The sequence below is a fragment of the Methylobacterium symbioticum genome (genome assembly GCF_902141845.1).
In the GTDB taxonomy this organism is placed as follows: Bacteria; Pseudomonadota; Alphaproteobacteria; order Rhizobiales; family Beijerinckiaceae; genus Methylobacterium; species Methylobacterium symbioticum.
In genome coordinates this window covers 19,714-43,724 of record NZ_CABFPH010000043.1, presented here as the reverse complement: position 1 = coordinate 43,724, position 24,011 = coordinate 19,714, and the positions used below count along the sequence as shown (strand labels likewise).

Genomic DNA, 24,011 nt, shown 5'->3' with positions numbered 1-24,011 from the left:
GGCGGGTTGCAGGACCCGTCGCGCCGCGGGACAGCGCGTGGCTGGGATGTACGTGTTTTGTTCTCGCGTGTCAAGCTTTTTGTCTCAGGGCAGGCCTTTCCGCCCTGCCGCCGTGCCCTTCCTCTCCCCTCTGCGGGAGAGGGTGGCCCCCGAAGGGGGGCGGGAGAGGGGAGCCCGGCTGCCGGAAGGGGCGGAGCAGGCATGAAGGCCACCGCCTCCGCTTGCACCGTCGCACCCCTCTCCCAACCCGCTTCGCGGGCCACCCTCCCCCGCAGAGGGGGAGGAAGGGCGCGGTTCCAGCGCTCCGCCGCAGCCCGGATCAGGCTCGGGTCCCCTCCCCCGGTCGGGCGAGGGCGCGCGTCGTGATCCTTGCTCTCCGCTGGAGGCAGCGGTGCCCTCCCCGGAGGCCGGAGGGGGCTTGCGGCTCCCCTGCCCCCTCAGGGACGGGCGATAAGGCTCAGGCGGCCCGCACGGTCGCCAGGAAGCCGCTCACGGTCTCGCGCAGCATCGCGGCCTGCCGAGAGAGGTCGCCCGCCGCAGCCAGGACCTGGCCCGAGCCGGCGCTCGCCATGGCCGCGGTCTCGCTGACGCTCGCGATGTGGCTCGAGACGGTGCGGCTGTTCTGCGAGCTCTGTGCCGTGGTGCGGGCGATCTCGGTGGTCGCGGCGCCCTGCTGCTCCACCGCCGCGGCGATGTCGCCGCCGACGCGCGAGAGGCGCTGGATCAGCCCGGTGATACCGGTGATCGAGGCGACCGAGGCCTCGGTGGAAGCCGAGATCTCGGCGACCTTGGCGGCGATCTCGTCGGTGGCCTTGGCGGTCTGGCCGGCCAGCTCCTTGACCTCGGCGGCCACCACCGCGAAGCCGCGGCCCGCCTCGCCGGCGCGGGCCGCCTCGATCGTGGCGTTCAAGGCCAGCAGGTTGGTCTGGCTGGCGATGTCGGAGATCAGCCCGACGATCTGGCCGATGCTGCCGGCCGCCGCCGCCAGATGGCGCACCTGGGCGGCCATCGCCTCGGCATCGCGCGTGGCCGAGGCCGAGAGGTCGGCGGAGGCGGTGGCCTGGGTTCCGATCTCGCGCACCGAGGCCGAGAGCTCCTCCGTCGCTGCGGCGACCGTGTCGGCCGAGAGCGCCGCCTCCTGCGAGGCGCTCGCCACTTCGCGGCTCAGGGCCGTGGTGCGCTCGGCAGCCTGGGCCATTCCGTCGGCGGCGGCCTGGAGCTGGCTGGCGGCGTCCGAGACGGTCCCGACGATGCCGCCGACCTGCGCCTCGAAGCTGTCGGCGAGGCTCAGCACCGCCCGGCGCTGGGCGGCCGCGGTCTCGGCCGTGAGCCGCTCCTGCTCGGCGCGGTGGGCCCGGCCCTCGGCCACGCTCTCCCGGAACGCCGCGGCGGCCCGCGAGAGGGCCTGCACCTCGCGCGGGCCGCCCTCCGGAATCGCCACATCCGCCTCGCCGCGCCCGATGGCGACGAGCACCTGCGACATCCGCACCAGCGGACGCGCGATGGCGCTGCCGAGGCCGAAGGCGAGCGCGCCGGACAGGAGGAAGGTCGCGAGCCCCGCCAGCGTCCAGATCGTGAGCGCCTGATCCGCCTCGGCGCGCACCGCCTGCGCGGCCGCGACGAGATCGCCGCTGAGCCGGTCCTCGACGCCCTTCAGGGCATCGATGCGCTGAGTCGAGAGCTTGAACCAGTGCGGCGCGTCGCGGAACGGCAGCGTCTCGCCCGGCAGGGTGCCGAGGACGAGCTTGCGCAGGCGCGCCACCTCCCGGGCGGCGTCGGTCGCGTCCGCCGCGTCGAGCAGCGCGCTCTGGGCCTCGCTCGCGCCCGCCCGGAACAGGCCGGCGAAGGTCGCCTGGTTCGCCGAGAGCGCGGCGAAGCGGCCGAGCCCGCCGAGGTCGAGGCTGCCGGCGGCGAAGGCGGCCGCGGCGGCCGCCCGCTCCTGGCCGGCGGCCTCCTTCAGCGCGAGGAAGGCGGCGTAGGTCGAGGCGCGCGCGGCGATGCCGGCATGGGCAGCGACGCCCCCCATCTCGCGCACGATGCCGAGACCCTCGGCGATCGTCGCCGTGTAATAGGCCGCGGCCTGAGCGACCGGCGTCTCCAGGGCATCCACCGCCTTGCGCTGCTCGGCCAGCCGGGCGAGCGCCTGCGCGAAGGCCTGTCCGCGCCGCTCGATCCCGGCGCCGAGAGCGGCGATCGGTGCATCCGTGACGGCCTGCCCGAGGCCCTGAACGGAGCCGTCCGTGAGGGCGCGCTGCGCCGCGAGCTCCGCTTTGAACTGGCTCCCCTTCGAGCCGAGGAAGAGGCTCGACGCCCCGCGCTCACGCTGGGCCTCGTGCACGAAGACGCTGATCCGTGTGGCCAGGTCGGCGAGATGCTCCACGCGCCGCATCTCGGTGCGCTCCGCCGAGCGCTGCGTGATCGCGATGCCGGTGACGGCGCCGAAGGCGAGGCAGGGCGCGAGCGCCACGGCGACGATGCGTCCGCGCAGGGACGTGAGAAATCCAAGTGCCATCCGTTCGTCGGCCCGTCGTCTTGTGGTGTTGCGCGATGGATGCCCGGCTACCGGTAAAGGAATTCTTGCCTTACGACGTAGTGCTCACCAATCGGTCATCATGCATAAATCTTCGACTGTTCTGGTGAAAGCCTGAGTGAATCCGGACTTTGTCTTCCGTGAAGTCAGTACGTCTTTGAATAAAATCTTAAATGGCGCGCCAAGGATGGTTTGACTGCATAGCGGCGGAGCCGTGCAATCGGAGTTTGCAAAAATCAGCACTCGTGTGTCTTTTGAGCTGATTTTTGCAGCTAGTGATTGAGTCTTCGCTGCGCTGCGCCGCCTGGCTTGGTCATGGCGCGCCGGTGAGGGACCGTCGCCGCGATCGAGGCAGGCCCGGCGGGAGAGGGCATCCGAACGATTGGCTCGGCGCGCGTGTCCCCGGCTCGGTCCTGCAAGGCGCCTCGGCGCGCGGTCCCGCGCGCCCGGCCCGCTCGTGGTGCCGGGCGCGGTCAGGGCTGGCACCGCGCGCCGATCGCCCCGCGCCTCAGGCGAGCCGCTGCTCGATCACGCCCCGCCAGCCGAGCCCGCGATAGGTCTCGTAGCCCGGGGTGTCGTGGAAGGCGACGAGCCGTCCCTGATCGGTCCGGTAATGGCCCTGCGCCCGTCCCTCCGTCCGGAGCGGATAGGTCTCGCTCAGGACGCTCTCGCCCCGGGAACAGGCGATCACGCGGTTCCGGGCATCGAGCAGCATCACCCGGGTGCGGTCCTTCTCGCCGGCCTCCAGCCGCACGCCCTGGACGATGGCCTGGGCCTGCGGCTGCCAGTCGAAATGGATGGCGAGGACGCCGAGCGCGGGAGCGTCGGAGCGGCCGTCGGAGCGCACGCTCGCGCAATAGGTCGCGACCTGCGCGCCGCCGAGATGCGGCTCGGTCCGCACGTCGGCGGCCGTGAACGCGTCCCCGCTCCGCAGGGCCGCCGCCTCCCGGAACCACGGCTCGGCGCCGACCTCCGTGCCGACCACGCCCGGATAGGTGTCGGGACGGCCGTTGGCGATCACCCGACCCCTGAGGTCGCACAACCAGAGATCGAGATAGACGGTGTAGGCCGACAGGATCACGCCGAGCCGCTCGCTCGCATGGGCGGCGGTCGCCTGCGTCGGCTGCTCGGCACAGGCGACCACGGCCGCGTCGGTGGCCCACCACCGGACATCACAGGTGCGCTCGTAGAGGTTTCGGTCGATCAGCTCGACCGCGTTGAGGGCGAGGTCGACGCAGCGGTTCGCGCGCGCCTCGCTCGCGAGCTGCTCGACGGCCCGGGTGAGGTCGTCCACCCCCGTGCTGAGACCCTGCCCGAGGGCCGCGGCGAGCGATTCGACCTCGGCCGAGACCGTGCGGACCTCCTGGGCGACGACCGAGAAGCCCGCGCCCTTCTCGCCGGCATGCGCCGCCTCGATCAGCGCGTTCAGCGCCAGCAGGCGCATGCGGTTGGCGATCGACTGGATCAGGCCGAGGTTCGAGGTCGCATTGGATCGCAAGGCATGCGCCGATGCGCCGACCACGTCGGCCAGTTTCAGACTGCTCATGACGTCATCCCAAGATCGTTGGATACAGGCGCCGTTGACGGCGTTCCCGTCCCGGTCGTTTTGGTTGTCGCGCGCTCGGGCGCCGTCCATGACCCTGCGATCATGGCGGCGCGGCAGGCCGGTGTTGCGGTTGATGTTCTTGTCGGCCGAGCAGGCGCTCGCGTGCGCGATGGGTCCGAGCCCTTCGCCCGCAGCGGGCTGCCGGGAACTCGGAGCGTATCCTACGAATCGAGCGTTGATCTTGTCGAGCGGTGTCTTGAGCCGGTTAAATCGATTGATAAATGGGTTTTTAATGCCATTCATCGGTTTGATTTCGATCATCCGGGCGGATGGCGACTATTCGGGCATGATGATCAATCGCGCGTCGCAGGAACTGGGCACTCTGCGCGATTCGCGCGGCTCCGCCGGCCTCCAGGACCGCGCCTCGGCCCTGCCGGCTGGCGGAACGTTTTTTTTCGCGCCCTCCCTGACGGGATCGCCGCCCGTCTCGGCCGGCATTGCCGTCGTACCTGTTCCGTTCTAGTGGTTTCGCGCCGCCCGGATTCCATCTCCGTCTCGAGAGTCCCGGACTCGCGCGCGGCATGCCCGGTGACCGTCCGTTTCCATCGCGGGCGCCGCAACGGGCCGCCCGGATCGTCGCAGAGATTGCTTCACCCCATGGCCCCATCCAAAGCCCGCAAAGCCGAGAACGCGGCCAAGACCGACCTCGCCAAGGCCAGCGTAGTCAAGACCGGTGCGGCGAAGGCTGCCCCAGCTAAGGCCGGTGCAGCCAAGACGGGTGCAGCCAAGGCGGGCCCGGCCAAGCCGCGGGACAGCGCCAAGGACGAGACCGGCGCCCGCCTCGCCGCCCTGTTCGACGCCGCGCCCGCCCCCGACCAGCGGGTGATCGCGATCCGGGGCGCGCGCGAGCACAACCTCAAGAACGTCGACCTGACGATCCCCCGCGACAGGTTCGTGGTGTTCACCGGGCTGTCCGGCTCCGGCAAGTCGTCGCTCGCCTTCGACACGATCTATGCGGAGGGGCAGCGCCGCTACGTCGAGTCGCTCTCGGCCTATGCCCGCCAGTTCCTCGAGATGATGTCCAAGCCCGATGTCGACCAGATCGACGGGCTCTCGCCGGCCATCTCCATCGAGCAGAAGACCACCTCGAAGAACCCGCGCTCGACGGTGGGCACCGTCACCGAGATCTACGACTACATGCGCCTGCTCTGGGCGCGCGTGGGCATCCCCTACTCGCCGGCCACCGGCCTGCCCATCGAGAGCCAGACGGTCAGCCAGATGGTCGACCGCGTGCTGGCGCTGCCGGAGAAGACGCGGCTCTACCTGCTCGCCCCCGTGGTGCGCGGGCGCAAGGGCGAGTACCGCAAGGAGATCGCCGAGTTCCAGAAGAAGGGCTTCCAGCGCCTGCGGATCGACGGCGAATACTACCCGATCGACGACGTGCCGAAGCTCGACAAGAAGCTCAAGCACGACATCGACGTGGTGGTGGACCGCATCGTCGTGCGGGACGATATCGGCTCGCGGCTGGCCGAGAGCTTCGAGACGGCACTGGAACTCGCCGACGGCATCGCCGACATCGAGTTCGCGGACGCGCCCGAGGGCGAGGCGCCGCGCAAGATCACCTTCTCCTCGCGCTTCGCCTGCCCGGTCTCCGGCTTCACCATCCCCGAGATCGAGCCCCGGCTGTTCTCGTTCAACAACCCGTTCGGCGCCTGCCCGACCTGCGGCGGCATCGGCCACGAGATGCGGATCGACCCCGAGCTCGTCATCGGCGATGGGGCGCTCAGCCTGAAGCGCGGCGCGGTGGCACCCTGGGCGAAATCGACCTCGCCCTATTACGGCCAGACGCTGGAGGCGCTCGCCAGGCATTACGGCTTCAAGACCACGGTCGCCTGGGACCAGCTCCCGGCCGCCGCCCGCGCCGTCATCCTCTACGGCACCGGCTCCCAGGCCGTGCGCTTCGAGTACGACGACGGCGCCCGCGCCTACGCGGTGACCAAGCCCTTCGAGGGCGTGATCCCGAACCTGGAGCGCCGCTACAAGGAGACCGACAGCGACGCCGCCCGCGAGGAGATCGGCCGCTTCATGAGCGAGACGCCCTGCGCCGCCTGCGCCGGCAAGCGGCTGAAGCCCGAGGCGCTCGCCGTGAAGATCGCGATGCAGGATATCGGCGACGTCACCGCCCTCTCGGTCGCCGACGCGCAGGCCTGGTTCGCCGACCTGCCGGAGAAGCTGACGGGCAAGCAGAACGAGATCGCGGTGCGGATCCTCAAGGAGATCCGCGACCGGCTGACCTTCCTGGTCGATGTCGGCCTGGAATACCTGACGCTCGCCCGCGGCTCCGGCTCGCTCTCGGGCGGCGAGAGCCAGCGCATCCGGTTGGCCTCGCAGATCGGCTCGGGGCTCTCGGGCGTCCTCTACGTCCTCGACGAGCCCTCGATCGGCCTGCACCAGCGCGACAACGAGCGCCTGCTCGGCACGCTCAAGCGCCTGCGCGACCTCGGCAACTCGGTGATCGTGGTCGAGCACGACGAGGACGCGATCCTCCAGGCCGACTACGTGGTCGATGTCGGGCCGGGCGCCGGCATCCATGGCGGGCAGATCATCGCGCAGGGCACCCCCGCGGAGGTGCTCGCCAATCCCGCCTCGCTCACCGCCAAGTACCTCACCGGCGAGATGGCGGTGCGCACGCCGAGCGTCCGGCGCAAGGGCCGCAAGGGCAAGCTCTCCCTCGTCGGCGCGCGGGGCAACAACCTGCGGAACGTCAGCGTCGACATCCCGCTCGGCACCTTCACCTGCATCACCGGCGTCTCGGGCGGCGGCAAGTCGACGCTGATCATCGACACGCTCTACAAGGCGGTGGCCAAGAAGCTGAACGGTGCCCTGGAGCACCCCGCGCCCTACGAGCGGCTCGAAGGGCTGGAGCATCTCGACAAGGTCATCGACATCGACCAGTCGCCGATCGGCCGCACGCCGCGCTCGAACCCGGCCACCTATATCGGCGCGTTCACCCCGATCCGCGACTGGTTCGCGGGCCTGCCCGAGGCCAAGGCGCGCGGCTACCAGCCGGGCCGCTTCTCCTTCAACGTGAAGGGCGGGCGCTGCGAGGCCTGCTCGGGCGATGGCGTCATCAAGATCGAGATGCACTTCCTGCCGGACGTCTACGTCACCTGCGATGTCTGCAAGGGCAAGCGCTACGACCGCGAGACCTTGGAAGTGAAGTACAGGGGCAAGTCGATCGCCGACGTGCTCGACATGACCGTCGAGGAGGCGGCCGAGCTGTTCAAGGCGGTGCCCGCGATCCGCGACAAGATGGAGACCCTGAAGCGCGTCGGCCTGCACTACGTCCATGTGGGCCAGCAGGCGACCACGCTCTCGGGCGGCGAGGCGCAGCGGGTGAAGCTATCGAAGGAGCTGGCCAAGCGCGCCACCGGCCGGACCCTCTACATCCTCGACGAGCCGACCACGGGCCTCCACTTCCACGACGTGGCCAAGCTGATGGAGGTGCTCCACGAGCTCGTGGACCAGGGCAATACGGTGGTGGTGATCGAGCACAACCTCGAAGTCATCAAGACCGCCGACTGGGTGATCGACATGGGCCCCGAGGGCGGCAGCGGCGGCGGCATGGTGGTGGCGGAAGGCACGCCGGAGCAGATCGCCCGCAGCCCGGCGAGCCATACCGGCCGGTTCCTGCGCGAGGTGCTGGACCGGCGCCCCCTCGCGACACCCCGCGCCAGCGCGGCCGAGTAGCCCGATCCGGCCGGGCGATTCTCGCCCGGCCCGTCAGCCACGATGATTCGAGCCGCGCCCGACGCGGGCAGACCGGCCGGCAGCGCCGGCCGGCCGCCGCGGAGGCTCCCGCACGGAGGCGTCCCGGCCTCGCTCGCCCCTACCCACGGTTGTGCCGCGACCCATCCTTCCCGGCCTCGTTGCCGGATCCTCCCGGGTTTCCGGCGCCCGGCAAGAGCTTGACCGTTCTGCGTTATTTTGCTGGATCGGCGCATGATCACGCGCAAGATCAACCAAGGAACGACGCTTTCGCGCTGCGGCAGAAATGCGGCTTTTGAGCAACGGTTGGGTCCGTTCTGCCGACGAGGCAGGCATTCCACTGTCTTTCGGAAGCGTCCTGTAGAATAGTCCCAAACGTTGAGACTTGGGGTGGCGCCGTAGGGGGCTCACTGGCATCGGTCACACCGGCAGCCGCTTCGGCGGCAAACCGGCAAGGAAATGCCAGGGCTGCGGGACGGAAGCCTGAAATCCTTGGGAAGGAACGAGAAAATGATGAAGACCTGGCTGGCCGCTGGAGCGGTTGCCCTTACCGTCGGCATGTCCGCCACGATCGCCCAGGCCGCCCCTGTCACCCAGCCGGGTGAGCAGGTCGGTCTCGCCTACGGGCCGCTGCCCGAGGGCGTCTACGCGATCAACACCTTCAGCTGGGGCCGTGGCGATGCGGCCGGCGCTCCGGATGTCGGCGTGAACGTTCCGATCCTCGCCTGGGCGACCCCGTGGAAGGTGCTCGGCGCGCAGCTGATCCCGGTGATCGCCATCCCGTCGGTGTTCGTGAACACCAACAACCCGGCCCCGCTCGGCAACCAGAGCCAGAGCTACTTCTACAACCCCTTCGTCGGTAACATCTTCGCCTGGGATCTGGGCAACAAGATCAGCGCCGCCTACCTCGTCGGTGCCTATGTCAACGTCGGTGACCGCGGCTCGCTCTGCAACGGCGCGCTGATCGTCACGGGCTGCACCCCGGTCCTCGCCAACCTCGCCTCGACCACGATCCGTCAGACCGGCGCGATCTCGTACACCGGCGACGGCTGGAACCTGACCGCGGCCCTGACCTACAACATCACGGTGGACGATGCGGCCCGCTTCGGCGGCCGGGTCGGCGCCTTCCTCGGCCCGCAGGCCCAGGCCGACGGCCTCTACCTCGACCTGACCGCGACGAAGACCTTCGGCAAGTTCGAGATCGGCGCCGTGGCCTACGGCTACACCGACCTGCCGGTGAACCGGAACCGTCTGCTCTACGCGAACTACGCTCGCGTCGGCACGTTCGCGGCCGGTGGTCTCATCGGCTACGACTTCGGGCCCTTCAAGGCCCAGTTCATGGTGACCCGTACGGTCGCCGATCGCGGCGTCGGCGCCTTCGCCGACGAGACCCGCGGCTGGTTCCGCATCATTGCCCCGCTCTACACGGCTGCCGCTCCGGCCGCCGCTGCGGCGCAGCCGATCATCCGCAAGTACTGATCGCCGGGTCCGGGCGTCCACGGACGCCCGGTCACCGCATCGAGAACCGTCCGGCCTCGCGGCCGGGCGGTTTTTTGCTGTCAGGCCATCCCCGAGCGCCGCTGTCATCGGGACGCCGCCGACCTATCTTGCCCGATGGTCCGGCCGGCATCGCCCCGGCCGGGGCTGAACCGGCGAGGACCGCATGACCGCGCACGGCGATTGGAAGATTCCGGCGTCGGCGCAGCCGCAGGCCGGGGACTACCGCTACGATCTCGACCGGGCGCTCTCCGCCGTGGTCACGCTCTCGGCCCGCATTCCGGAGGCCGCCTATACCGCCGAGGTGCTCGGCACGGAGCGGGCCGGCAACGGCGTCGTGATCGACGTGGACGGCCTCGTCCTCACCATCGGCTACCTGATCACCGAGGCGGACAGCGTCTGGCTCACCACCCGCGACGGACGCTCGGTGCAGGGCCATGTGCTCGGCTTCGACGCGACGACCGGGTTCGGCCTGGTCCAGGCGCTGGGTCCGCTCGGCCTGCCGGCGCTGCCGCTCGGCGATTCGCGCAGCCTGCATATCGGCGACCGCGCCGTCCTGGCGGGGGCGGGCGGCCCCGCGCACAGCGTCGCCGTGGAGCTGATCGCCCGCCAGGAATTCGCGGGCTACTGGGAATACGTCCTCGACGAGGCGCTGTTCACCGCCCCGGCCCATCCCCATTGGGGCGGCACCGCCCTGATCGGGCCCGAGGGCGAGCTTCTCGGCATCGGCTCCCTGCAGCTCCAGCAGGGCGGCGGCACGGCGCGGGCGATCAACATGGTGGTGCCGATCGAGCTGCTGCTGCCGGTCCTCGACGACCTCGCCCGGCGCGGCCGGCCCGACCAGCCGCCCCGGCCCTGGCTCGGCCTCTACGCCACCGAGAGCGAGATCGGCGTCGTGGTGATGGGACTCGCCGATAACGGCCCGGCCGAACTCGCCGACGTGCAGGTCGGCGACCTGATCGAGACGGTGGCCGGGGAGCCGGTGGCCGATCTCGCCACCTTCTTCCGCAAGGTCTGGGCGCTCGGCACGGCCGGCGTTCCGGTTCCCCTCACCCTGCGCCGGGACGGACGCATCCTGAGCCCGGTCCTGATCTCGGCCGACCGCGACCGCTTCCTGATGGCCCCGCCCCTGCACTGATCGACCCCGATCGGCAGGCTGCGGGACGGCCCGCCCGCTCCGCGTGCGCCTGCGCACGCGCCTCCATCCGGGCGCAGGCAGGACGCTGCCCCATCAGCCGGCGTTCATCTCGGGCGCGGCAGGATCTTCGGATCCGGCGGCCCGCGGCCAGCCGGACAGCGAAGGAGATCCCGTCATGACGCATGTGACCGCGTTGCCCGCGCGCGCATTCGGTCTGGCCGCCCTCGTCGCCGGCGGCCTCGGTTTCGCCGGCTCGGCCGGCGCGGCGCCGCTCGCCGTCGCCCCGCTCGCCGGCGACGCGATGGTTCAGACCGTGGCCGGGGGGTGCGGCCCGGGCTTCCACCCGAACCCCTGGGGCGTCTGCCGCCCGAACTGGGGGCCGCGGCCCTATTACGGACCCCGGCCCTACTGGGGTGGGCCACGGCCCTATTGGCGGCGCCCGGTCGTCTACGGACCGCGTCCCTATTACCGGCCCTACGGCTTCTACGGACCGCGCTGGTAACGGCGCCCGTCGCAGACGCGCCGTCCGTCCGAAGCGGATGGCAGACACGACCAGACACGGCGCCCCGCCACGAGCGGGGCGCCTATTTTTTTGGCAAGCGCAAAGCCTGGGCAGGCCACTCCGCCGCCTCCATGCCGCGCTGCGATGACGAAACGGGCAGCTCGCCGGCTTGCCGAAAGCTTAAGCCGTACATGCGCTTGCAGCATGTCTGCCGTTCCGCATCGGCGCAGCCGCTGCGCTGCGGCAGGCCTATATATGCGGTGCATCAACAAGAGGCAGCGCTGCCCAAGCGGTGGTCGGCGTTGCCGCAACAGAGGTCCTGATCCCATGTCCGCCGCCCGCAGCGTCCTGAGCCGTTTCCGCGCCTATCTCCGCTACCGCGACACGGTTCACCAGCTCTCCCGCCTGTCCGACCGCGAGCTCGCCGATCTCGGCATCAGCCGCTACGAGATCAACGGCATCGCGCGCGTCTGATCCTCCGGCGCCCGATCCTGCCGGCATGCGGCCCGTTGATCCGGGCCGCCTCCCTCCGGTATGCCGGCGCATGACCGAGGTTCACACCATCCACGTCGTCGGCGGCGGGCTCGCAGGCTCGGAAGCCGCCTGGCAGATCGCCGAGAGCGGCCACCGCGCCGTGATCCACGAGATGCGGCCCGTGCGACGCACCGAGGCCCATCAGACCGACGGGCTCGCGGAGCTCGTCTGCTCCAATTCCTTCCGCTCCGACGACCCGAACGGCAACGCCGTCGGCCTCCTGCATCAGGAGATGCGCGCCCTGAGCTCGCTGATCATGCGGGCGGGCGATGCACATCAGGTGCCGGCCGGCGGCGCGCTCGCCGTCGACCGCGACGGCTTCTCCGGAGCGGTCACCGCGGCCCTGTCCGCCCACCCGAACATCGAGATCCGCCGCGAGGCGCTCGACGCCCTGCCCCCGGCGGAGTGGGGCCCGACCATCATCGCCACGGGCCCGCTCACCGCGCCCGGCCTCGCCGAGGCGATCCGCGCATTGACGGGGGCCGAATCGCTGGCCTTCTTCGACGCGATCGCGCCGATCGTGCACCGCGACTCGATCGACATGAGCAAGGCGTGGTTCCAGTCGCGCTACGACAAGGCCGGCCCCGGCGGGACCGGCGCCGACTACATCAACTGTCCCCTTGACCGGGAGCAGTACGACGCCTTCATCGCCGCGCTGATCGCGGGCGAGAAGACGAGCTTCAAGGACTGGGAAGCCTCGACCCCCTATTTCGACGGCTGTCTGCCGATCGAGGTCATGGCCGAGCGCGGTCCTGAGACCCTGCGCCACGGCCCGATGAAGCCGGTCGGCCTGACCAACCCGCACAACCCGACCGTGAAGGCCTGCGCCATCGTGCAGCTGCGGCAGGACAACGCCCTCGGCACGCTCTACAACATGGTCGGCTTCCAAACGAAGCTGCGCCATGCCGAGCAGGTCCGGATCTTCCGCACCATCCCGGGCCTGGAGAACGCGGAGTTCGCCCGCCTCGGGGGCCTGCACCGCAACACCTATCTCGACAGCCCGCGCCTCCTCGACGCGACCCTGCGCCTGAAGGCGCGGCCGTCCCTGCGCTTCGCCGGCCAGATCACCGGCTGCGAGGGCTATGTGGAGAGCGCCGCGATCGGCCTGATGGCCGGCCGCTTCGCGGTCGCCGAGGCCGAGGGCCGGACGCTGGCGCCGCTGCCGCAGACCACGGCGCTCGGCGCGCTGATCGCCCACATCACCGGCGGCCACGTGGCGGCGGAGGACGAGGGCGCGCCGCGCTCCTTCCAGCCGATGAACGTCAATTTCGGCCTGTTCCCGCCTCTGGAGCGCATGCCGCGCAACGAGACCGGCCGCCGCCTGCGCGGCCCGGAGAAGGCGGCGCTGAAGCGGCGCGCCCTCACCGACCGCGCCCGGGCCGACCTCGCCGCCTGGCTCGGCGGCGACGCGCCGCGGGCGGCGGCGGAGTAGTCGCGCCCGTATCAGCTGGGCGCCACCGCTTTCCGGGCGCGGAGTGTCGTCCGCTCTGCAGGCGTGAACAGCGCCGCATAGATGAGCATGGACGCCAAATTCATGGCCAGCGCTATCGATAGAACCAGAACGAGGAAGGGGATGCCGAAGCTCTCGCCCACGTTCATTGCGGGTCCGATCAGAGTCGCGCACCAGACGCAGATACTCACCTCGTAGAGATGGCCATATTCTCGGAGGCCGAACCCGAGCCATGCCGGCCGTGAACTGGCAACGATGAAGCCGAGTGCTCCTGCATCGAAGCCTGCCAGAAGGATCGCTGCCTTGAACGTCAGACCGCCGAGCAGGATGAAGGTAGCGACGAGGCAGCCCAGCCCCAAAGCGCCAAGCCCGTAAATTACACGCTTCCGCCGAAGCGGCCGGTCCGCGCTGCTCATGCTGACCATCTCCCTTTTATGGGAGCATAACCCTGAGAGAGTTCGCCGCAAGATCTAGGGCGTGGAGGCGGTAGCGCGGCGGATGGGGGTGAGCGTCAGCACCTTCCGTCCCGGCCGGTGCCCGTCGTCGCCGGTATCGTGGAAGCCGAGCTTGGTCAGCAGGCCCCAGGAGGCGATGTTGCCGGGGCGGCATTCGGCCACGACGGTGCGGTGGGGGAAGCGCCGGGCGAGGAGCCCGAGCACGCCCGTGACCGCCTCGGTCGCGTAGCCGCGGCCGCGGGCGGCGCCGCCGATCCAGTAGCCGATCTCCACCACCCCCTCCCCGCGCAGATGCGTCCCGATCACGCCGACGAGGCTGTGGTCCTCCTGCGCCCAGGCGCCGAGGAAGCGGTCGCGCCCACGCCGCGCAGAGCCGATCAGGTCGCGCGCGTCCTGCAGCGTGAAGGGATCGGGCAGGAAGTCGACGGCGCCGGTGATCGCCGGGTCGTCGGTGAGGCGGCGCAGGGCGTCCGCATCCTCCGGCAGAAGCGCGCCGATCGAGAGGCGCCCGGTTCTGAGGTCGGGCAGGTCGGCGAGGCTGTCCCGGGCGGCGAGGGTGAACATAGACGGGATGTGGGGTTGCGAGACCGCTCGGGAAGGCACGGCTCGCAGGCCGGGCTTAATCCCGGCGGCGTCATGAAAAAGCCCGCCCCGGGATCCGGGGCGGGCGCGCGCGGCCGGCGCGGCGGCGTCTGCTACGGGTGGATCACCATCGCGCTGAACGGGTGCACATAGGCCTGGAGCATCACCAGCAGGCCGACGAGGCTCGCCAGCACGATCGAGTGCCAGAACACGAAGCGCAGGATCTTGCCCTCCTGGCCGAAATAGCCCGTCGCCGTCGAGGCCACGACGATCGACTGCGCGTCGATCATCTTGCCCATCACGCCGCCGGAGGAATTGGCCGAGGCCATCAGGATGCCCGACAGGCCGAGCTGCTCCGAGGTGATCTTCTGCAGGCCGCCGAAGAGCACGTTCGAGGCGGTGTCGGAGCCCGTCAGCGCCACGCCGAGCCAGCCGAGCAACGTGCCGAAGAACGGGTAGAGGATGCCCGTGCCGGCGAAGGCCAGGCCCAGCGTCGCGTCGACGCCGGCGTAGCGGGTGAGCACGCCGAGCGCGAGCATCGCCGCGATGGTGACGAGCGAGTAGCGCAGCACCCAGATCGTCTCGAGATAGGCGGTGATCAGGCGCAGCGGCGAGAAGCGCATGATCAGGCCCGAGATGATCGCGGCGATCAGCACGCCCGTGCCGGTGTAGGACATGTAGGTGAACAGGAAGACCGCCGCCTCCGGCTTCGGATGCGCCTCGACCGGCGGCACCTTCATGATCACGTTGTGCAGGCCCGGCACCTCGTACTTCCAGGTGAAGAGCGGGTTGACGAGGCCCTTGAACCAGCCGGTGCCCCAGATCGCGACCACCACCGAGAGGATGATCCACGGCACCCAGGCCATCATGATCTCGCGGGAGGTGGCGGTGCGCCCGCCCACATGCACCTTCGGCAGGTCGCCCGGCACCGCGGCGCCGACCGAGACCGGGCGCGGCTGGCCGTAGCCGATCGAGGGGTCGTGGCCGCGCAGCGCCGGCGAGGTCCAGATCTGGGCGGGCTGCCAGAACTTCAGGAACAGGACGAGCGCGCCCATCGAGACGAGCGAGGCGCCGATATCGACGATCCAGGGATTGACGTAGTTCGAGATCAGGAACTGGGCCGCCGCGAAGGAGGCGCCGCAGACCAGGATCGGCGGCCAGATCCGGATCATGCCGCGGAAGCCCGCGAACACCCAGATCAGCCAGAACGGCACCAGAACCGAGAAGAACGGCAGCTGCCGCCCGATCATCGCGCCGAGGATGTAGGGGTCGTAGCCCGTCACCGAGGCGAGGCCCTGGATCGGGGCGCCGAGCGCGCCGTAGGCCACCGGCGCCGTGTTGGCGATGAGCGAGAGGCCCGAGGCGGCGAGCGGCGAGAAGCCGAGCCCGATCAGGATCGCGCCGGTCACCGCGACCGGCGTGCCGAAGCCGCCCGCGCCCTCGAAGAAGGCGCCGAAGGCGAAGGCCACCAGCAAGAGCTGGATGCGCCGGTCCTGGGTGATGCCGGCCACCGATTGCTGGAGCGTGGCGAACCAGCCCTTCTCCACCGTCAGGCGGTAGAGGAAGATGACGTTGAGGATGATCCAGCCGATCGGGAAGAAGCCCGTGACCATGCCGAGCAGCGCGGCGCGGCCGGCGAGGCCGGCGGGCATGCCGAAGGCGAAGATCGCCACGCAGAGGGCGATGACGAGCGACAGGACGGCGGCGATATGCGCCTGGACCTTGCCGCTCGCGATCATGCCGAGCAGCGCGATCACCGGGATCGAGGCGGCCAATGTCGACAGCCACGGATTCCCGAAGGGATCGTAGACTTGGTTCCAGGTCTGCACGGGCGCACTCCTCAGGTCGGGCCGCCTTTCTTTGCGGGCCCGTTGAGCCGCCTCTAACAGAGCCGCAAAGACGGCTCAACGCACTGGATCACGGGATCCACCGACCCCGCCCGCTCCGCGTCGAAGCGTAGCAGTTGCGCGCAGGCACATCCGCGATGATCGTCCCGGCACCGGCCGGATCGTCTATCGCTCTTGTTGAGGCGGACTTGGTCCCGGCACGCAGGCCTGTGGCGAACGACTGGGTGCTGCGGCCCGGCATCTCAGACAAGGGGCGATCTCTTCGAAGCGCTCGGCCGCGGGACCGGACCAGGGATGGCGGCGGGCATTCGCCTCGGCGCATCCGGGATCCGTCACGCCGCCCGCGCCGCGCGCCACAGCCGCCACAGGCGGCGCCAGCGCGGGATCTCCACCGGGCTGTTGAGCGGGTCGTAGGAGACCTGTTCCATCCGGGCGAGGTAGTCCGGCACCAGGGCGAGCGGCAGGAAGGCGGTGCGGGCGGCCGGCGCGATGGTCGGGCGCGCCGCCGCGCAGGCGTCGAGATGGCGGCGGGCGACGGCCCGCAGGTCCGCGCAGGCCCCGCGCAGGCCGGGCCCGCCGCGGCCGGTGACGATGTCCTCGCGGGTGACGCCGTGGGCGCGCAGGATGTCCCCCGGCAGGTAGACCTGGCCCGAGCGCGCGTGCCAGGGCAGCGCCCGCAACAGCCCGGCGAGCCCGTAGGCCACCCCGGCATGGCCCGCGGCCGCCGCGCCGCCGGGCTCGGCTCCGTCGCCGAGGATCAGGCTCGCGAGCCGGAACAGGCTGGACGCGGTCTCGCCGCAATAGCCCTCCAGATCGTTCAGGCGCGGCATCGGGTCGTCGTAGAGGTCGAAGACCCGGGCATCGATCAGGTCCACGAAGGGCTGGCGCCCGAGCCGACGCTTGACGATGGCGTCCTCAAGGGCCGCCGCGACGGGGTTGGCCTTCACGTCGCCGCGCGCCTCCCCCTGAAGCGCGTCCCGCCACCATTGCAGACGGATCTCGCCGGCCATCGGGTTCGAGGCTGCCTCGCGCACCCGCGCGACGGTGAGGCTGAAGGCGTAGAGCGCGAACAGATGCGGCCGATAGGCGGCCGGCGCGAACAGCGTCGCGAAGTAGCGGTCCGGGTCGCCTGCGCGCACCAGCGCCTCGCAGTGGCGGAAGGCGAAGTCGAGGCCGGCCGCCGCCCCCTCGCTGACCCGCTCCGTCATGCCACCGCGACCAGGGCGGCGGCGACCTTGCGGTTCTCGGCCACCAGGATGTTGTAGGTGCGGGCCGCCGCGCCGGTCTGCATCACGTCGAGCCCGACGCCGAAGCCCTTCAGCCAGCTCCGCAGATCGGGCGGCAGTGCCGCGATCTCGGCACCGGTGCCGACGAGGAGGAGGTCGATCGTCTCGGCCTCCGCCTGGACGGGCCGCAGGGCGTTACGGTCGACGGCGCGCGGGTCGGCGACGTCCCAGGCGCGGATGCCGGAGGGCAGGACCAGGATCGAGCCGCGATGCGACATGTCCCCGAAGCGGAAGCCGCCATTGCCGTAGGCGTCGATCGGCCAGCGCCCCGGCAGGAAGCCGGCTTCGAACCCTGCCACGGAGCCCCCTACTCGGCGGCCTGGGGCAGCCCGCCGCGGCCCTCCTGGGCACGCTTCACGCCGGACAGCATCAGGCCGAGATAGATCAGCACCGGCGTCGAGACGAAGATCGCCGAATAGGTGCAGATGACGACGCCGCAGAGCATCACCACCGCGAAGCCCTTGATCGCCTCGCCGCCGAACAGGACCAGCGCCAGCAGCGACAGGGCGGTGGAGATCGAGGTCATCACCGTGCGCGACATGGTCGAGTTGATCGACAGGTTGAGCAGCTCGACGGTCGGGATGGTCTTGTAGCGGCGCATCAGCTCGCGGGTCCGGTCGAACACCACCACCGTCTCGTTGAGCGAGTAGCCGACGATGGTCAGGATCGCGGCGATCGAGGTCATGTTGAACTCGATGCGGGTGATGATGAAGATGCCGACGGTCAGCACGATGTCGTGCAGCGTGCCGACGATGGCGCCGAGCGCCAGCTCCCGCTCGAAGCGGAACCAGAGATAGAGCAGCACGGCCACGACCGAGAGCACGACGCCGAGCGTGCCCGACTGGACGAGCTCGCCCGAGACGCGCGGGCCCACCGTCTCGGTGCGGCGGAAGTCGTAATCGGCGTCGAAGGCGGCGTGCGCCTTGTTCATCACCGCGGTCTGGCCCTGCTCGCCCGCCTGGAGCGGGAAGCGCACGAGGATCTGGCCCTCGCCGCCGAGCTCCTGCACCTCCGACTCGCCGAAGCCGAAGCTGTTGGCGGTGTGGCGCACCGCCGCCACATCCGCCTTGCCGGACTTCGCCTGCAGCTCGACCAGCGTGCCGCCCTTGAAGTCGATGCCGAAGTTCAGCCCGATCGTGATGAACAGCACAACCGTCGCCACCGAGAGGAGCGCGGACAGCGGAAAGCTGAAGCGCCGGTAGCGCATGAAGTCGAAGTGCGACTCGTCGGGCCAGAGGCGGAGCAGGCGCATGGTCGGTCTCGTGCTCGGGAAGGTCGGGCTCCCCAGTTAAAGGGTCAGAACGGCAGGGCCTTGGGCCGGAAGGTCTTGTACCAGACGGCGATCATCATCCGGGTCAGGGTCACGGCGGTGATGACGGTCGTCAGGATGCCGAGGATGAACACCACGGCGAAGCCCTTCACCGGGCCGGAGCCCAGGAAGAACAGGATCAGCGCCGCGATCGCCATGGTCGAGTTCGAGTCGATGATGGTGGCGAACGCCCGGTCGAAGCCGGCCTGGAGCGCCGAGATCAGCGAGCGCCCGGCGCGGGATTCCTCGCGCATGCGCTCGTAGATCAGCACGTTCGAATCGACAGCGGTGCCGATGGTGAGCACGATGCCGGCGATGCCGGGCAAGGTCATCGTCGCCTCGAGCACCGACATCAGGCCGAGGATCAGGCCCACATGCACGATGAGGGCGATGTTCGCGATGAAGCCGAAGGTGCCGTAGGTCGCGAACATGAAGGCGATGACGAGGCCGGCCGCGACGAGGGTCGCGAGCTTGCCGGCCTCGATGGAGTCGCGGCCGAGGCCGGGGCCGACGACGCGGCGCTCCACCACCGTGAACTTCGCCGGCAGCGCGCCGGCGCGGAGCAGCACGGAGAGGTCGTTGGCCTGCTGCACCGAGAAGTTGCCGGTGATCTGGCCCGAGCCGCCGGTGATGGCGGTGCGGATCACCGGGGCCGAGACCACCTCGTTGTCGAGCACGATCGCCATGCGGCGGCCGACGTTCTCGGCGGTGGCCTGCCCGAAGCGCTGCGCGCCCTTCAGGTTGAACTTGAAGCTCACCATCGGCTCGTGGGACTGCTGGTCGAAGGCCGGCTGCGCGTCGGTGAGGTCGCCGCCATCGGCCATGACCCGGCGCTCAACCGGCACCTTGGCGCCCTTCTCGTCACGCGAGGGCAGCAGGTCGACATCGCCCGAGGGCGAGTCGGCGAGCATGCGGAACTCGAGCTTGGCGGTGGAGCCGAGGAGCTTCTCCAGCCGCTCCGGGTTCTGCTCGCCGGGCACCTGGATCAGGATGCGGTCGGAGCCCTGCTGCTGGATCGAGGGCTCGGTGGTGCCCGTGGAATCGAGACGGCGGCGGATGACCTCGATGCCCTGGCTCACCGCGCGGCGGGTGCGGTCGGTGATGCCGGCATCGGTGAGCGCGAGGCGGATCAGCCCGTCCGGCTGCTCGGTGATGTCGAGGGTGCGGGCCCCGGTCTGGCCGACCAGCGCGTTGGAGATCGGCTGGGCGAGCTCGCGCAGCTTCGGCATGACCTTGGCGCGCGCCGCCGCGTCCGCGATGCGGACCTGTACGCCGCGGGGCTGGAGGGCGATGCCGCCATCGGCGCGCACGCTCTCCTGCTGCAGGATGCGGCGCACGTCGTCGCGCAGGCCCTTGGCCTGCGAGGCGACGAGCTCGTTCTGGTCGACTTCGAGGAGGAGCTGCGAGCCGCCCTGGAGATCGAGGCCGAGCACGATGGCCCGGGTCGGCACGATCCAGCTCGGGAACCACGAGGGCAGCGAGGCCATGAACGCCTTCCGGCTGTCGGCCGGGAAGAAGCTCGGCACGGCCAGGCTCAGGCCGATCAGGATGACGGCGAGCGTCGCGATGATCTTCGAACGGGAAAAGCGCAACATCCGCCGTCGTCTCTTGTTGTCTCAAGGCCCGCCGCGGGGGACGGGCGTCGCGCGGGACTGCCGCGTCAGGCGGCCTTGACCGGGCCGCCCTTGACGCGGACCTCGGAGATCATGGCGCGGACGACCCGCACCCGCACGTTCGGCGCGATCTCGACCTCGATCTCGGAGGCCTCGTCCTGCACCTTCGTCACGCGGCCGATCAGCCCGCCGGTGGTGACGATGGTGTCGTCGCGGCGCACGTTCTTGATCAGGGCCTGATGATCCTTGACCCGCTTCTGCTGCGGTCTCAGGATCAGGAAATACATGATCACGAAGATGAGGACGAACGGAACCACCTGCAAGGCGATCTCCGCGCCGCCTGCGGCGGCGGCCCCTTGCGCGAAGGCGGGGGTGATCAAGCGCGTCTCCACAAAATGCGAAGGCCGGCGCGCAGGCTCGCGGCGCCGGGCCTTGTCGAAAGCGCGCGGACTATAGCCAGGGACGACCCGAAAGCAACGCCGGCTTGGGCCTCCGCGACGCCGCGTCCCCGACTTGCGTCAGGTCCGGATCCGTCTTCGATCTCCACTTGGACTTCGCCAGGATCTCACCAGGATCTCATCCCGGCTTCACGCTGGATCCGGACGGTCGAGCGGGTGTAAGCGCCCAGTCGTTCCCGATGCGAGACGTGTCCCGACCGCATGACCACGACCCTCGATACCCTGCTGCCGCTCCTGGAGCGGATCGCCACCGCGCTGGAGCGCGCGGCTCCCCCCGAGCGAACGCCGACCGACGTGACGCAGGCCGACGCCTTCGTCTGGGGGCCGGACCGGCGCCTGCAGCCGGTGCCGCATGTGAACCGCGTCGAGATGGGCCTGCTCACCGGCATCGACCGCAACCGCGACATCCTGGCCGAGAATACCGGCCGCTTCGCCAAGGGACTGCCGGCCAACAACGCGCTGCTCTGGGGCGCGCGCGGCATGGGCAAGTCCTCCCTCGTCAAGGCGGTGCAGGCCGAGGTGAACGCCACGCGGCCCGCGGGCGCTTTGCCGATGAAGCTCGTCGAGATCCACCGCGAGGACATCGAGGCCCTGCCCGACCTGATGGCCCTGCTCCGCCCGGACCCGCACCGCTGGATCGTGTTCTGCGACGACCTCTCCTTCGACGCGGACGACACCTCCTACAAGTCGCTGAAGACGGCGCTCGACGGCGGCATCGAGGGCCGCCCGGCCAACGTCCTGTTCTACGCGACCTCGAACCGGCGCCACCTGCTCGCCCGCGAGATGGTCGAGAACGAGCGCTCGACCGCGATCAATCCCGGCGAGGCGGTGGAGGAGAAGGTCTCGCTGTCGGACCGGTTCGGCCTCTGGCTCGGCTTCCACAAATGCAGCCAGGACGATTATCTCGCGATGATCCGCGCCTATGTGGACCATCACGGGCTCGCCGTGGAGCCGGAGCGGCTGCGCGCCGAGGCGCTCGAATGGGCGACGACGCGCGGGTCGCGCTCGGGCCGCACCGCCTTCCAGTTCATCCAGGATCTCGCCGGGCGGCTCGGCCAGACGCTCGGCTGAGGCCCGCAAACGCGAACGGCGGCCCGCGCGGGCCGCCGTCCTCGATCTCGTCCGGACGGATCAGTTGCTGGCGAGCTGGCTCATCGGGTCGACCGGCGCGCCGCCCTTGCGGATCTCGAAGTGGAGCTGGGGCGAGGTCACGTTGCCCGAGGCGCCGGACTTGGCGATCGTCTGGCCGCGCTTCACCTTCTCGCCGGGCTTCACGTCGATCTCGCCGTTATGGGCGTAGGCCGAGACGTAGCCGTTCGAATGCCGCACCAGCACGAGCTTGCCGTAGCCCTTCACGTCGGAGCCGGCATAGGCGACCGTGCCGTCCTCGGCGGCCTTCACCGCCGTACCCTCGGGCACCGCGATGTTGATGCCCTCGTTGCCCGAGGTGCCGTAGCCCGAGATCACGCGGCCCTTGGCCGGCCAGCGGAAGTTCTGGTCGGCGGCGGCAGGCGCCGCGACCGAGCCGGTGCTGGCGGGCTCGGGCTTCTCCGGAGCCTTCTCGGGCGCCTTGGCGGCGACCTTCTCGGGCTTGGCCTCCGCCTTCTTCTCGGCGGCGATCTTCTCGGCAGCCTTCTCGGCCGTGGTCTTGGAGGACTTCTCGGCGGCCTTCTCCGCGCTCGCGGCCTTCTCGGCATTGGCCTTGGCGGCCTTGGCCTCGGCGAGCTTCTTGGCGGCCTCCTTGGCGGCGTCGGCCTTGGCGAGCTTGGCCTCCGCCTCGGCCCGGGCCTTCGCCTCGGCCTTGGCCTCCGCCTTGGCATCGGGCTTCGCATCCGCCTTGGCGATCTGGCCCGGGCGGACGTGCTTCTTCTTGTCGGCCTCCTTCAGGGCGGCCTCCTTGCGGGCCTTCTCCTCGGCCTGCTTCTCGGCGAGGCGGCGCGCCTCGGCCTCCTTCTCGCGCTTGGCGTCGGCCGCCTTGCGCGCGGATTCCTTCGCCGCCTCCTTCGCCGCCTCCTTGGCCTCGTCCTGGCGCTTGGCCTCGGCGGCCTTCACGCGCTCGGACGGGGCGGCCGGCACGGTGCGGGCGCTCATCGGGGCGGGCGAGGCGGCCGGGTTCATGCCCGAGGCGTTGTAGACGGGGATCACGAGCTGGCGGCCGGGCGTGACCTGGCTGGCGCTCGTCAGGCCGTTGGCCTGGAGGATCGCCGAGGCCGGCACGCCGAAGCGGGTCGACATCTGGTTGAGGCTGTCGTTCTGCGAGACGATGATCGTGGTGCCGCCCGAGCTGCTCCAGCCGGCGGCGCCCGTCGAGGCGACGCGGGTGGGCGCCGACAGGCGCGCACTCGCCGGCGCGCTCGCCACCGGGGCGGAACGCGGGGTGATCGGCGCGGCCGGGGCGCCGAGCGCCTCGGACTGGATGCGGCCGGTGCGGAGCGCGGGGGCGGGCGGCAGCTCGCCGTCGGGCAGGCTGCCCGTGGCGGCGGGCTCGCTCGCCAGGTTCGAGGCGAACGGATTGCTGAACGGCTCGCCGAACCGCATCGTATCGGACGAGCAAGCGGCGGTGCCGCCGCCTATCATCCCGATGAGGGCGACGCGCGACAGCGTCCGAACCCCCAGTCCCGCACCGCGACCCCGCATCGACGCACCCGTTTGCCTGACGCAACTTGATGCGACCATTCAAAGCGGATTCAGGTTAAACAAGTGTTCTCGTAAACCACGTTCGGCTGTCCCGGGTAACCTTGCGCGGGAGCCTCGGTGCGGGCCCGCACACGGTCGCGCTGCCGCCCCGGCCCGGACCCTCCGCCATCCGATCGATCCCGTCGGGATCGCGGATGTCGTCTCAGGTGGCCAGCGCCCGTCCCGGGACCAGGGCGGCGAGGCGGGCCGTGGGGCCGGCATCGCAGCCATCGGTGTCGCGCAGATAGGCGGCGAGGCGGCAGCCGCCCGCCGCGTCCAGGAGCCCCGTGACGAGGCGGCCACCGGGCTCGAGCGCGGCGAGCCAGTGCGGCTTCAGCGCGGGCACGCTGCCATGGACGAGGATGCGGTCGTAGCGGCCCTCGACCGGGGCGAGGCCGTCCGCGTGCAGCACGCGCGGGCCGGCGCTGCCCAGCCGCGCGCGGGCCTGCCCGACGAGGGTGGCGTAGCGCTCCAGGCTCGTCACCACGGCGCCGAGATCGGCCATGAGGGCGGTGACGTAGCCGGAGCCGGTGCCGATCTCGAGGACGCTCTGGCCCGGCGCGAGGCGCAGCAGCGCCAGCATGGCCGCGACCGTGGCCGGCGCCGTCATCGCCGCGCCGCAGGGCAGCGGCAGGGCGATGTCCCGCCGGGCGAGCTCCCGGTGCTCGGGCCGGGCGAAGCGGGCGCGCGGCACCCTTTCGAAGGCCCGCAGCAGGGCGGTGTCGCGCAGGCCCCGGCCGCGCAGGGCCATCACGAAGGCGGCGTTCTCCGCCGCCTGCGCGTCGCCCGCCCCGGCTCCGGGCTCCGCGTCCTCCACGCG

At 70.6% G+C, this 24,011-nt stretch carries 20 protein-coding genes; 8 read left to right on the top strand and 12 right to left on the bottom strand.

Features of this window, described 5'->3' with window-relative positions:
* Positions 1–457: 457 nt before the first annotated feature.
* Together MET9862_RS15605 and MET9862_RS15600 are read right to left on the bottom strand one after the other, a co-directional pair.
* Complete coding sequence (locus tag MET9862_RS15605; RefSeq protein WP_142583828.1) at positions 458–2,512, bottom strand: methyl-accepting chemotaxis protein; 2,055 nt, start codon at positions 2,510–2,512, stop codon at positions 458–460.
* Positions 2,513–3,038: 526 nt separating this feature from the next.
* Positions 3,039–4,076, bottom strand: a complete 1,038-nt coding sequence (locus tag MET9862_RS15600) for a methyl-accepting chemotaxis protein (RefSeq protein WP_142583827.1) — start codon at positions 4,074–4,076, stop codon at positions 3,039–3,041.
* A gap of 241 nt (positions 4,077–4,317) precedes the next feature.
* On the opposite strand from MET9862_RS15600, the gene MET9862_RS29420 reads away from it, so the two are divergent.
* The 7 genes from MET9862_RS29420 to trmFO all read left to right on the top strand — a co-directional run bounded on the left by MET9862_RS29420 (position 4,318) and on the right by trmFO (position 12,947).
* Positions 4,318–4,599 (top strand): hypothetical protein, encoded by a 282-nt coding sequence (locus MET9862_RS29420; RefSeq protein WP_185156881.1) that lies wholly within the window; start codon positions 4,318–4,320, stop codon positions 4,597–4,599.
* A gap of 134 nt (positions 4,600–4,733) precedes the next feature.
* On the top strand, positions 4,734–7,826 hold the full coding sequence (uvrA, locus tag MET9862_RS15590) for an excinuclease ABC subunit UvrA (RefSeq protein ID WP_142583825.1): 3,093 nt from the start codon (positions 4,734–4,736) through the stop codon (positions 7,824–7,826).
* Between the two features lie 528 nt (positions 7,827–8,354).
* Entirely contained in the window at positions 8,355–9,323 is a 969-nt protein-coding gene (locus MET9862_RS15585) for a transporter (protein WP_142583824.1), read from the top strand.
* A gap of 184 nt (positions 9,324–9,507) precedes the next feature.
* The gene (locus MET9862_RS15580) at positions 9,508–10,479 is read left to right on the top strand and encodes a S1C family serine protease (protein ID WP_142583823.1); all 972 of its coding nucleotides are present in this window, start codon (positions 9,508–9,510) and stop codon (positions 10,477–10,479) included.
* 175 nt (positions 10,480–10,654) lie between these two features.
* The gene (locus MET9862_RS15575; RefSeq protein ID WP_142583822.1) at positions 10,655–10,981 is read left to right on the top strand and encodes a GCG_CRPN prefix-to-repeats domain-containing protein; all 327 of its coding nucleotides are present in this window, start codon (positions 10,655–10,657) and stop codon (positions 10,979–10,981) included.
* Positions 10,982–11,308: 327 nt separating this feature from the next.
* Positions 11,309–11,455: a DUF1127 domain-containing protein gene (locus tag MET9862_RS15570; protein WP_142583821.1), complete on the top strand. Its 147-nt coding sequence runs from the start codon at positions 11,309–11,311 to the stop codon at positions 11,453–11,455.
* 70 nt (positions 11,456–11,525) lie between these two features.
* Complete coding sequence (trmFO, locus tag MET9862_RS15565) at positions 11,526–12,947, top strand: methylenetetrahydrofolate--tRNA-(uracil(54)-C(5))-methyltransferase (FADH(2)-oxidizing) TrmFO (protein WP_142583820.1); 1,422 nt, start codon at positions 11,526–11,528, stop codon at positions 12,945–12,947.
* A gap of 11 nt (positions 12,948–12,958) precedes the next feature.
* Here the strand turns inward: trmFO and MET9862_RS15560 are convergent, their stop codons facing one another.
* The 8 genes from MET9862_RS15560 to yajC all read right to left on the bottom strand — a co-directional run bounded on the left by MET9862_RS15560 (position 12,959) and on the right by yajC (position 20,437).
* Complete coding sequence (locus MET9862_RS15560; protein ID WP_142583819.1) at positions 12,959–13,381, bottom strand: hypothetical protein; 423 nt, start codon at positions 13,379–13,381, stop codon at positions 12,959–12,961.
* Positions 13,382–13,435: 54 nt separating this feature from the next.
* The gene (locus MET9862_RS15555) at positions 13,436–13,984 is read right to left on the bottom strand and encodes a GNAT family N-acetyltransferase (RefSeq protein WP_142583818.1); all 549 of its coding nucleotides are present in this window, start codon (positions 13,982–13,984) and stop codon (positions 13,436–13,438) included.
* A gap of 131 nt (positions 13,985–14,115) precedes the next feature.
* Positions 14,116–15,831 (bottom strand): L-lactate permease, encoded by a 1,716-nt coding sequence (locus tag MET9862_RS15550; RefSeq protein WP_142583817.1) that lies wholly within the window; start codon positions 15,829–15,831, stop codon positions 14,116–14,118.
* Positions 15,832–16,181: 350 nt separating this feature from the next.
* Complete coding sequence (locus MET9862_RS15545; RefSeq protein WP_142583816.1) at positions 16,182–17,057, bottom strand: phytoene/squalene synthase family protein; 876 nt, start codon at positions 17,055–17,057, stop codon at positions 16,182–16,184.
* A complete protein-coding gene (locus MET9862_RS15540) occupies positions 17,054–17,434 on the bottom strand; it encodes an Mth938-like domain-containing protein (protein ID WP_244612735.1) in 381 nt (126 codons plus the stop codon). The genes MET9862_RS15545 and MET9862_RS15540 overlap by 4 nt, the downstream gene beginning before the upstream one ends.
* A gap of 8 nt (positions 17,435–17,442) precedes the next feature.
* Positions 17,443–18,387 (bottom strand): protein translocase subunit SecF, encoded by a 945-nt coding sequence (secF, locus tag MET9862_RS15535; protein WP_142583815.1) that lies wholly within the window; start codon positions 18,385–18,387, stop codon positions 17,443–17,445.
* 44 nt (positions 18,388–18,431) lie between these two features.
* The gene (gene secD, locus MET9862_RS15530) at positions 18,432–20,039 is read right to left on the bottom strand and encodes a protein translocase subunit SecD (protein ID WP_142583814.1); all 1,608 of its coding nucleotides are present in this window, start codon (positions 20,037–20,039) and stop codon (positions 18,432–18,434) included.
* A 65-nt stretch (positions 20,040–20,104) separates the two neighbouring features.
* Complete coding sequence (gene yajC / locus MET9862_RS15525; protein WP_142583813.1) at positions 20,105–20,437, bottom strand: preprotein translocase subunit YajC; 333 nt, start codon at positions 20,435–20,437, stop codon at positions 20,105–20,107.
* Positions 20,438–20,716: 279 nt separating this feature from the next.
* On the opposite strand from yajC, the gene MET9862_RS15520 reads away from it, so the two are divergent.
* On the top strand, positions 20,717–21,586 hold the full coding sequence (locus MET9862_RS15520; protein ID WP_142583812.1) for an ATP-binding protein: 870 nt from the start codon (positions 20,717–20,719) through the stop codon (positions 21,584–21,586).
* 60 nt (positions 21,587–21,646) lie between these two features.
* On the opposite strand, the gene MET9862_RS15515 is transcribed toward MET9862_RS15520, so the two are convergent.
* Positions 21,647–23,152 (bottom strand): peptidoglycan DD-metalloendopeptidase family protein, encoded by a 1,506-nt coding sequence (locus tag MET9862_RS15515; RefSeq protein ID WP_142583811.1) that lies wholly within the window; start codon positions 23,150–23,152, stop codon positions 21,647–21,649.
* Between the two features lie 202 nt (positions 23,153–23,354).
* Positions 23,355–24,008: a protein-L-isoaspartate O-methyltransferase family protein gene (locus MET9862_RS15510; protein ID WP_280178972.1), complete on the bottom strand. Its 654-nt coding sequence runs from the start codon at positions 24,006–24,008 to the stop codon at positions 23,355–23,357.
* Between the last annotated feature and the right edge of the window lie 3 nt (positions 24,009–24,011).

Bases quoted from the DNA above. Each gene is read 5' to 3' on its own strand.
- MET9862_RS15600 (WP_142583827.1), bottom strand. From the start codon at position 4,076: ATGAGCAGTCTGAAACTGGCCGACGTGGTCGGCGCATCGGCGCATGCC.
- MET9862_RS15605 (WP_142583828.1), bottom strand. From the start codon at position 2,512: ATGGCACTTGGATTTCTCACGTCCCTGCGCGGACGCATCGTCGCCGTG.
- MET9862_RS15575 (WP_142583822.1), top strand. From the start codon at position 10,655: ATGACGCATGTGACCGCGTTGCCCGCGCGCGCATTCGGTCTGGCCGCC.
- MET9862_RS15585 (WP_142583824.1), top strand. From the start codon at position 8,355: ATGATGAAGACCTGGCTGGCCGCTGGAGCGGTTGCCCTTACCGTCGGC.
- secD (WP_142583814.1), bottom strand. From the start codon at position 20,039: ATGTTGCGCTTTTCCCGTTCGAAGATCATCGCGACGCTCGCCGTCATC.
- MET9862_RS15545 (WP_142583816.1), bottom strand. From the start codon at position 17,057: ATGACGGAGCGGGTCAGCGAGGGGGCGGCGGCCGGCCTCGACTTCGCC.
- MET9862_RS15520 (WP_142583812.1), top strand. From the start codon at position 20,717: ATGACCACGACCCTCGATACCCTGCTGCCGCTCCTGGAGCGGATCGCC.
- secF (WP_142583815.1), bottom strand. From the start codon at position 18,387: ATGCGCCTGCTCCGCCTCTGGCCCGACGAGTCGCACTTCGACTTCATG.
- MET9862_RS15560 (WP_142583819.1), bottom strand. From the start codon at position 13,381: ATGAGCAGCGCGGACCGGCCGCTTCGGCGGAAGCGTGTAATTTACGGG.
- uvrA (WP_142583825.1), top strand. From the start codon at position 4,734: ATGGCCCCATCCAAAGCCCGCAAAGCCGAGAACGCGGCCAAGACCGAC.
- MET9862_RS15580 (WP_142583823.1), top strand. From the start codon at position 9,508: ATGACCGCGCACGGCGATTGGAAGATTCCGGCGTCGGCGCAGCCGCAG.
- MET9862_RS15570 (WP_142583821.1), top strand. From the start codon at position 11,309: ATGTCCGCCGCCCGCAGCGTCCTGAGCCGTTTCCGCGCCTATCTCCGC.
- MET9862_RS15555 (WP_142583818.1), bottom strand. From the start codon at position 13,984: ATGTTCACCCTCGCCGCCCGGGACAGCCTCGCCGACCTGCCCGACCTC.
- trmFO (WP_142583820.1), top strand. From the start codon at position 11,526: ATGACCGAGGTTCACACCATCCACGTCGTCGGCGGCGGGCTCGCAGGC.
- MET9862_RS15515 (WP_142583811.1), bottom strand. From the start codon at position 23,152: ATGCGGGGTCGCGGTGCGGGACTGGGGGTTCGGACGCTGTCGCGCGTC.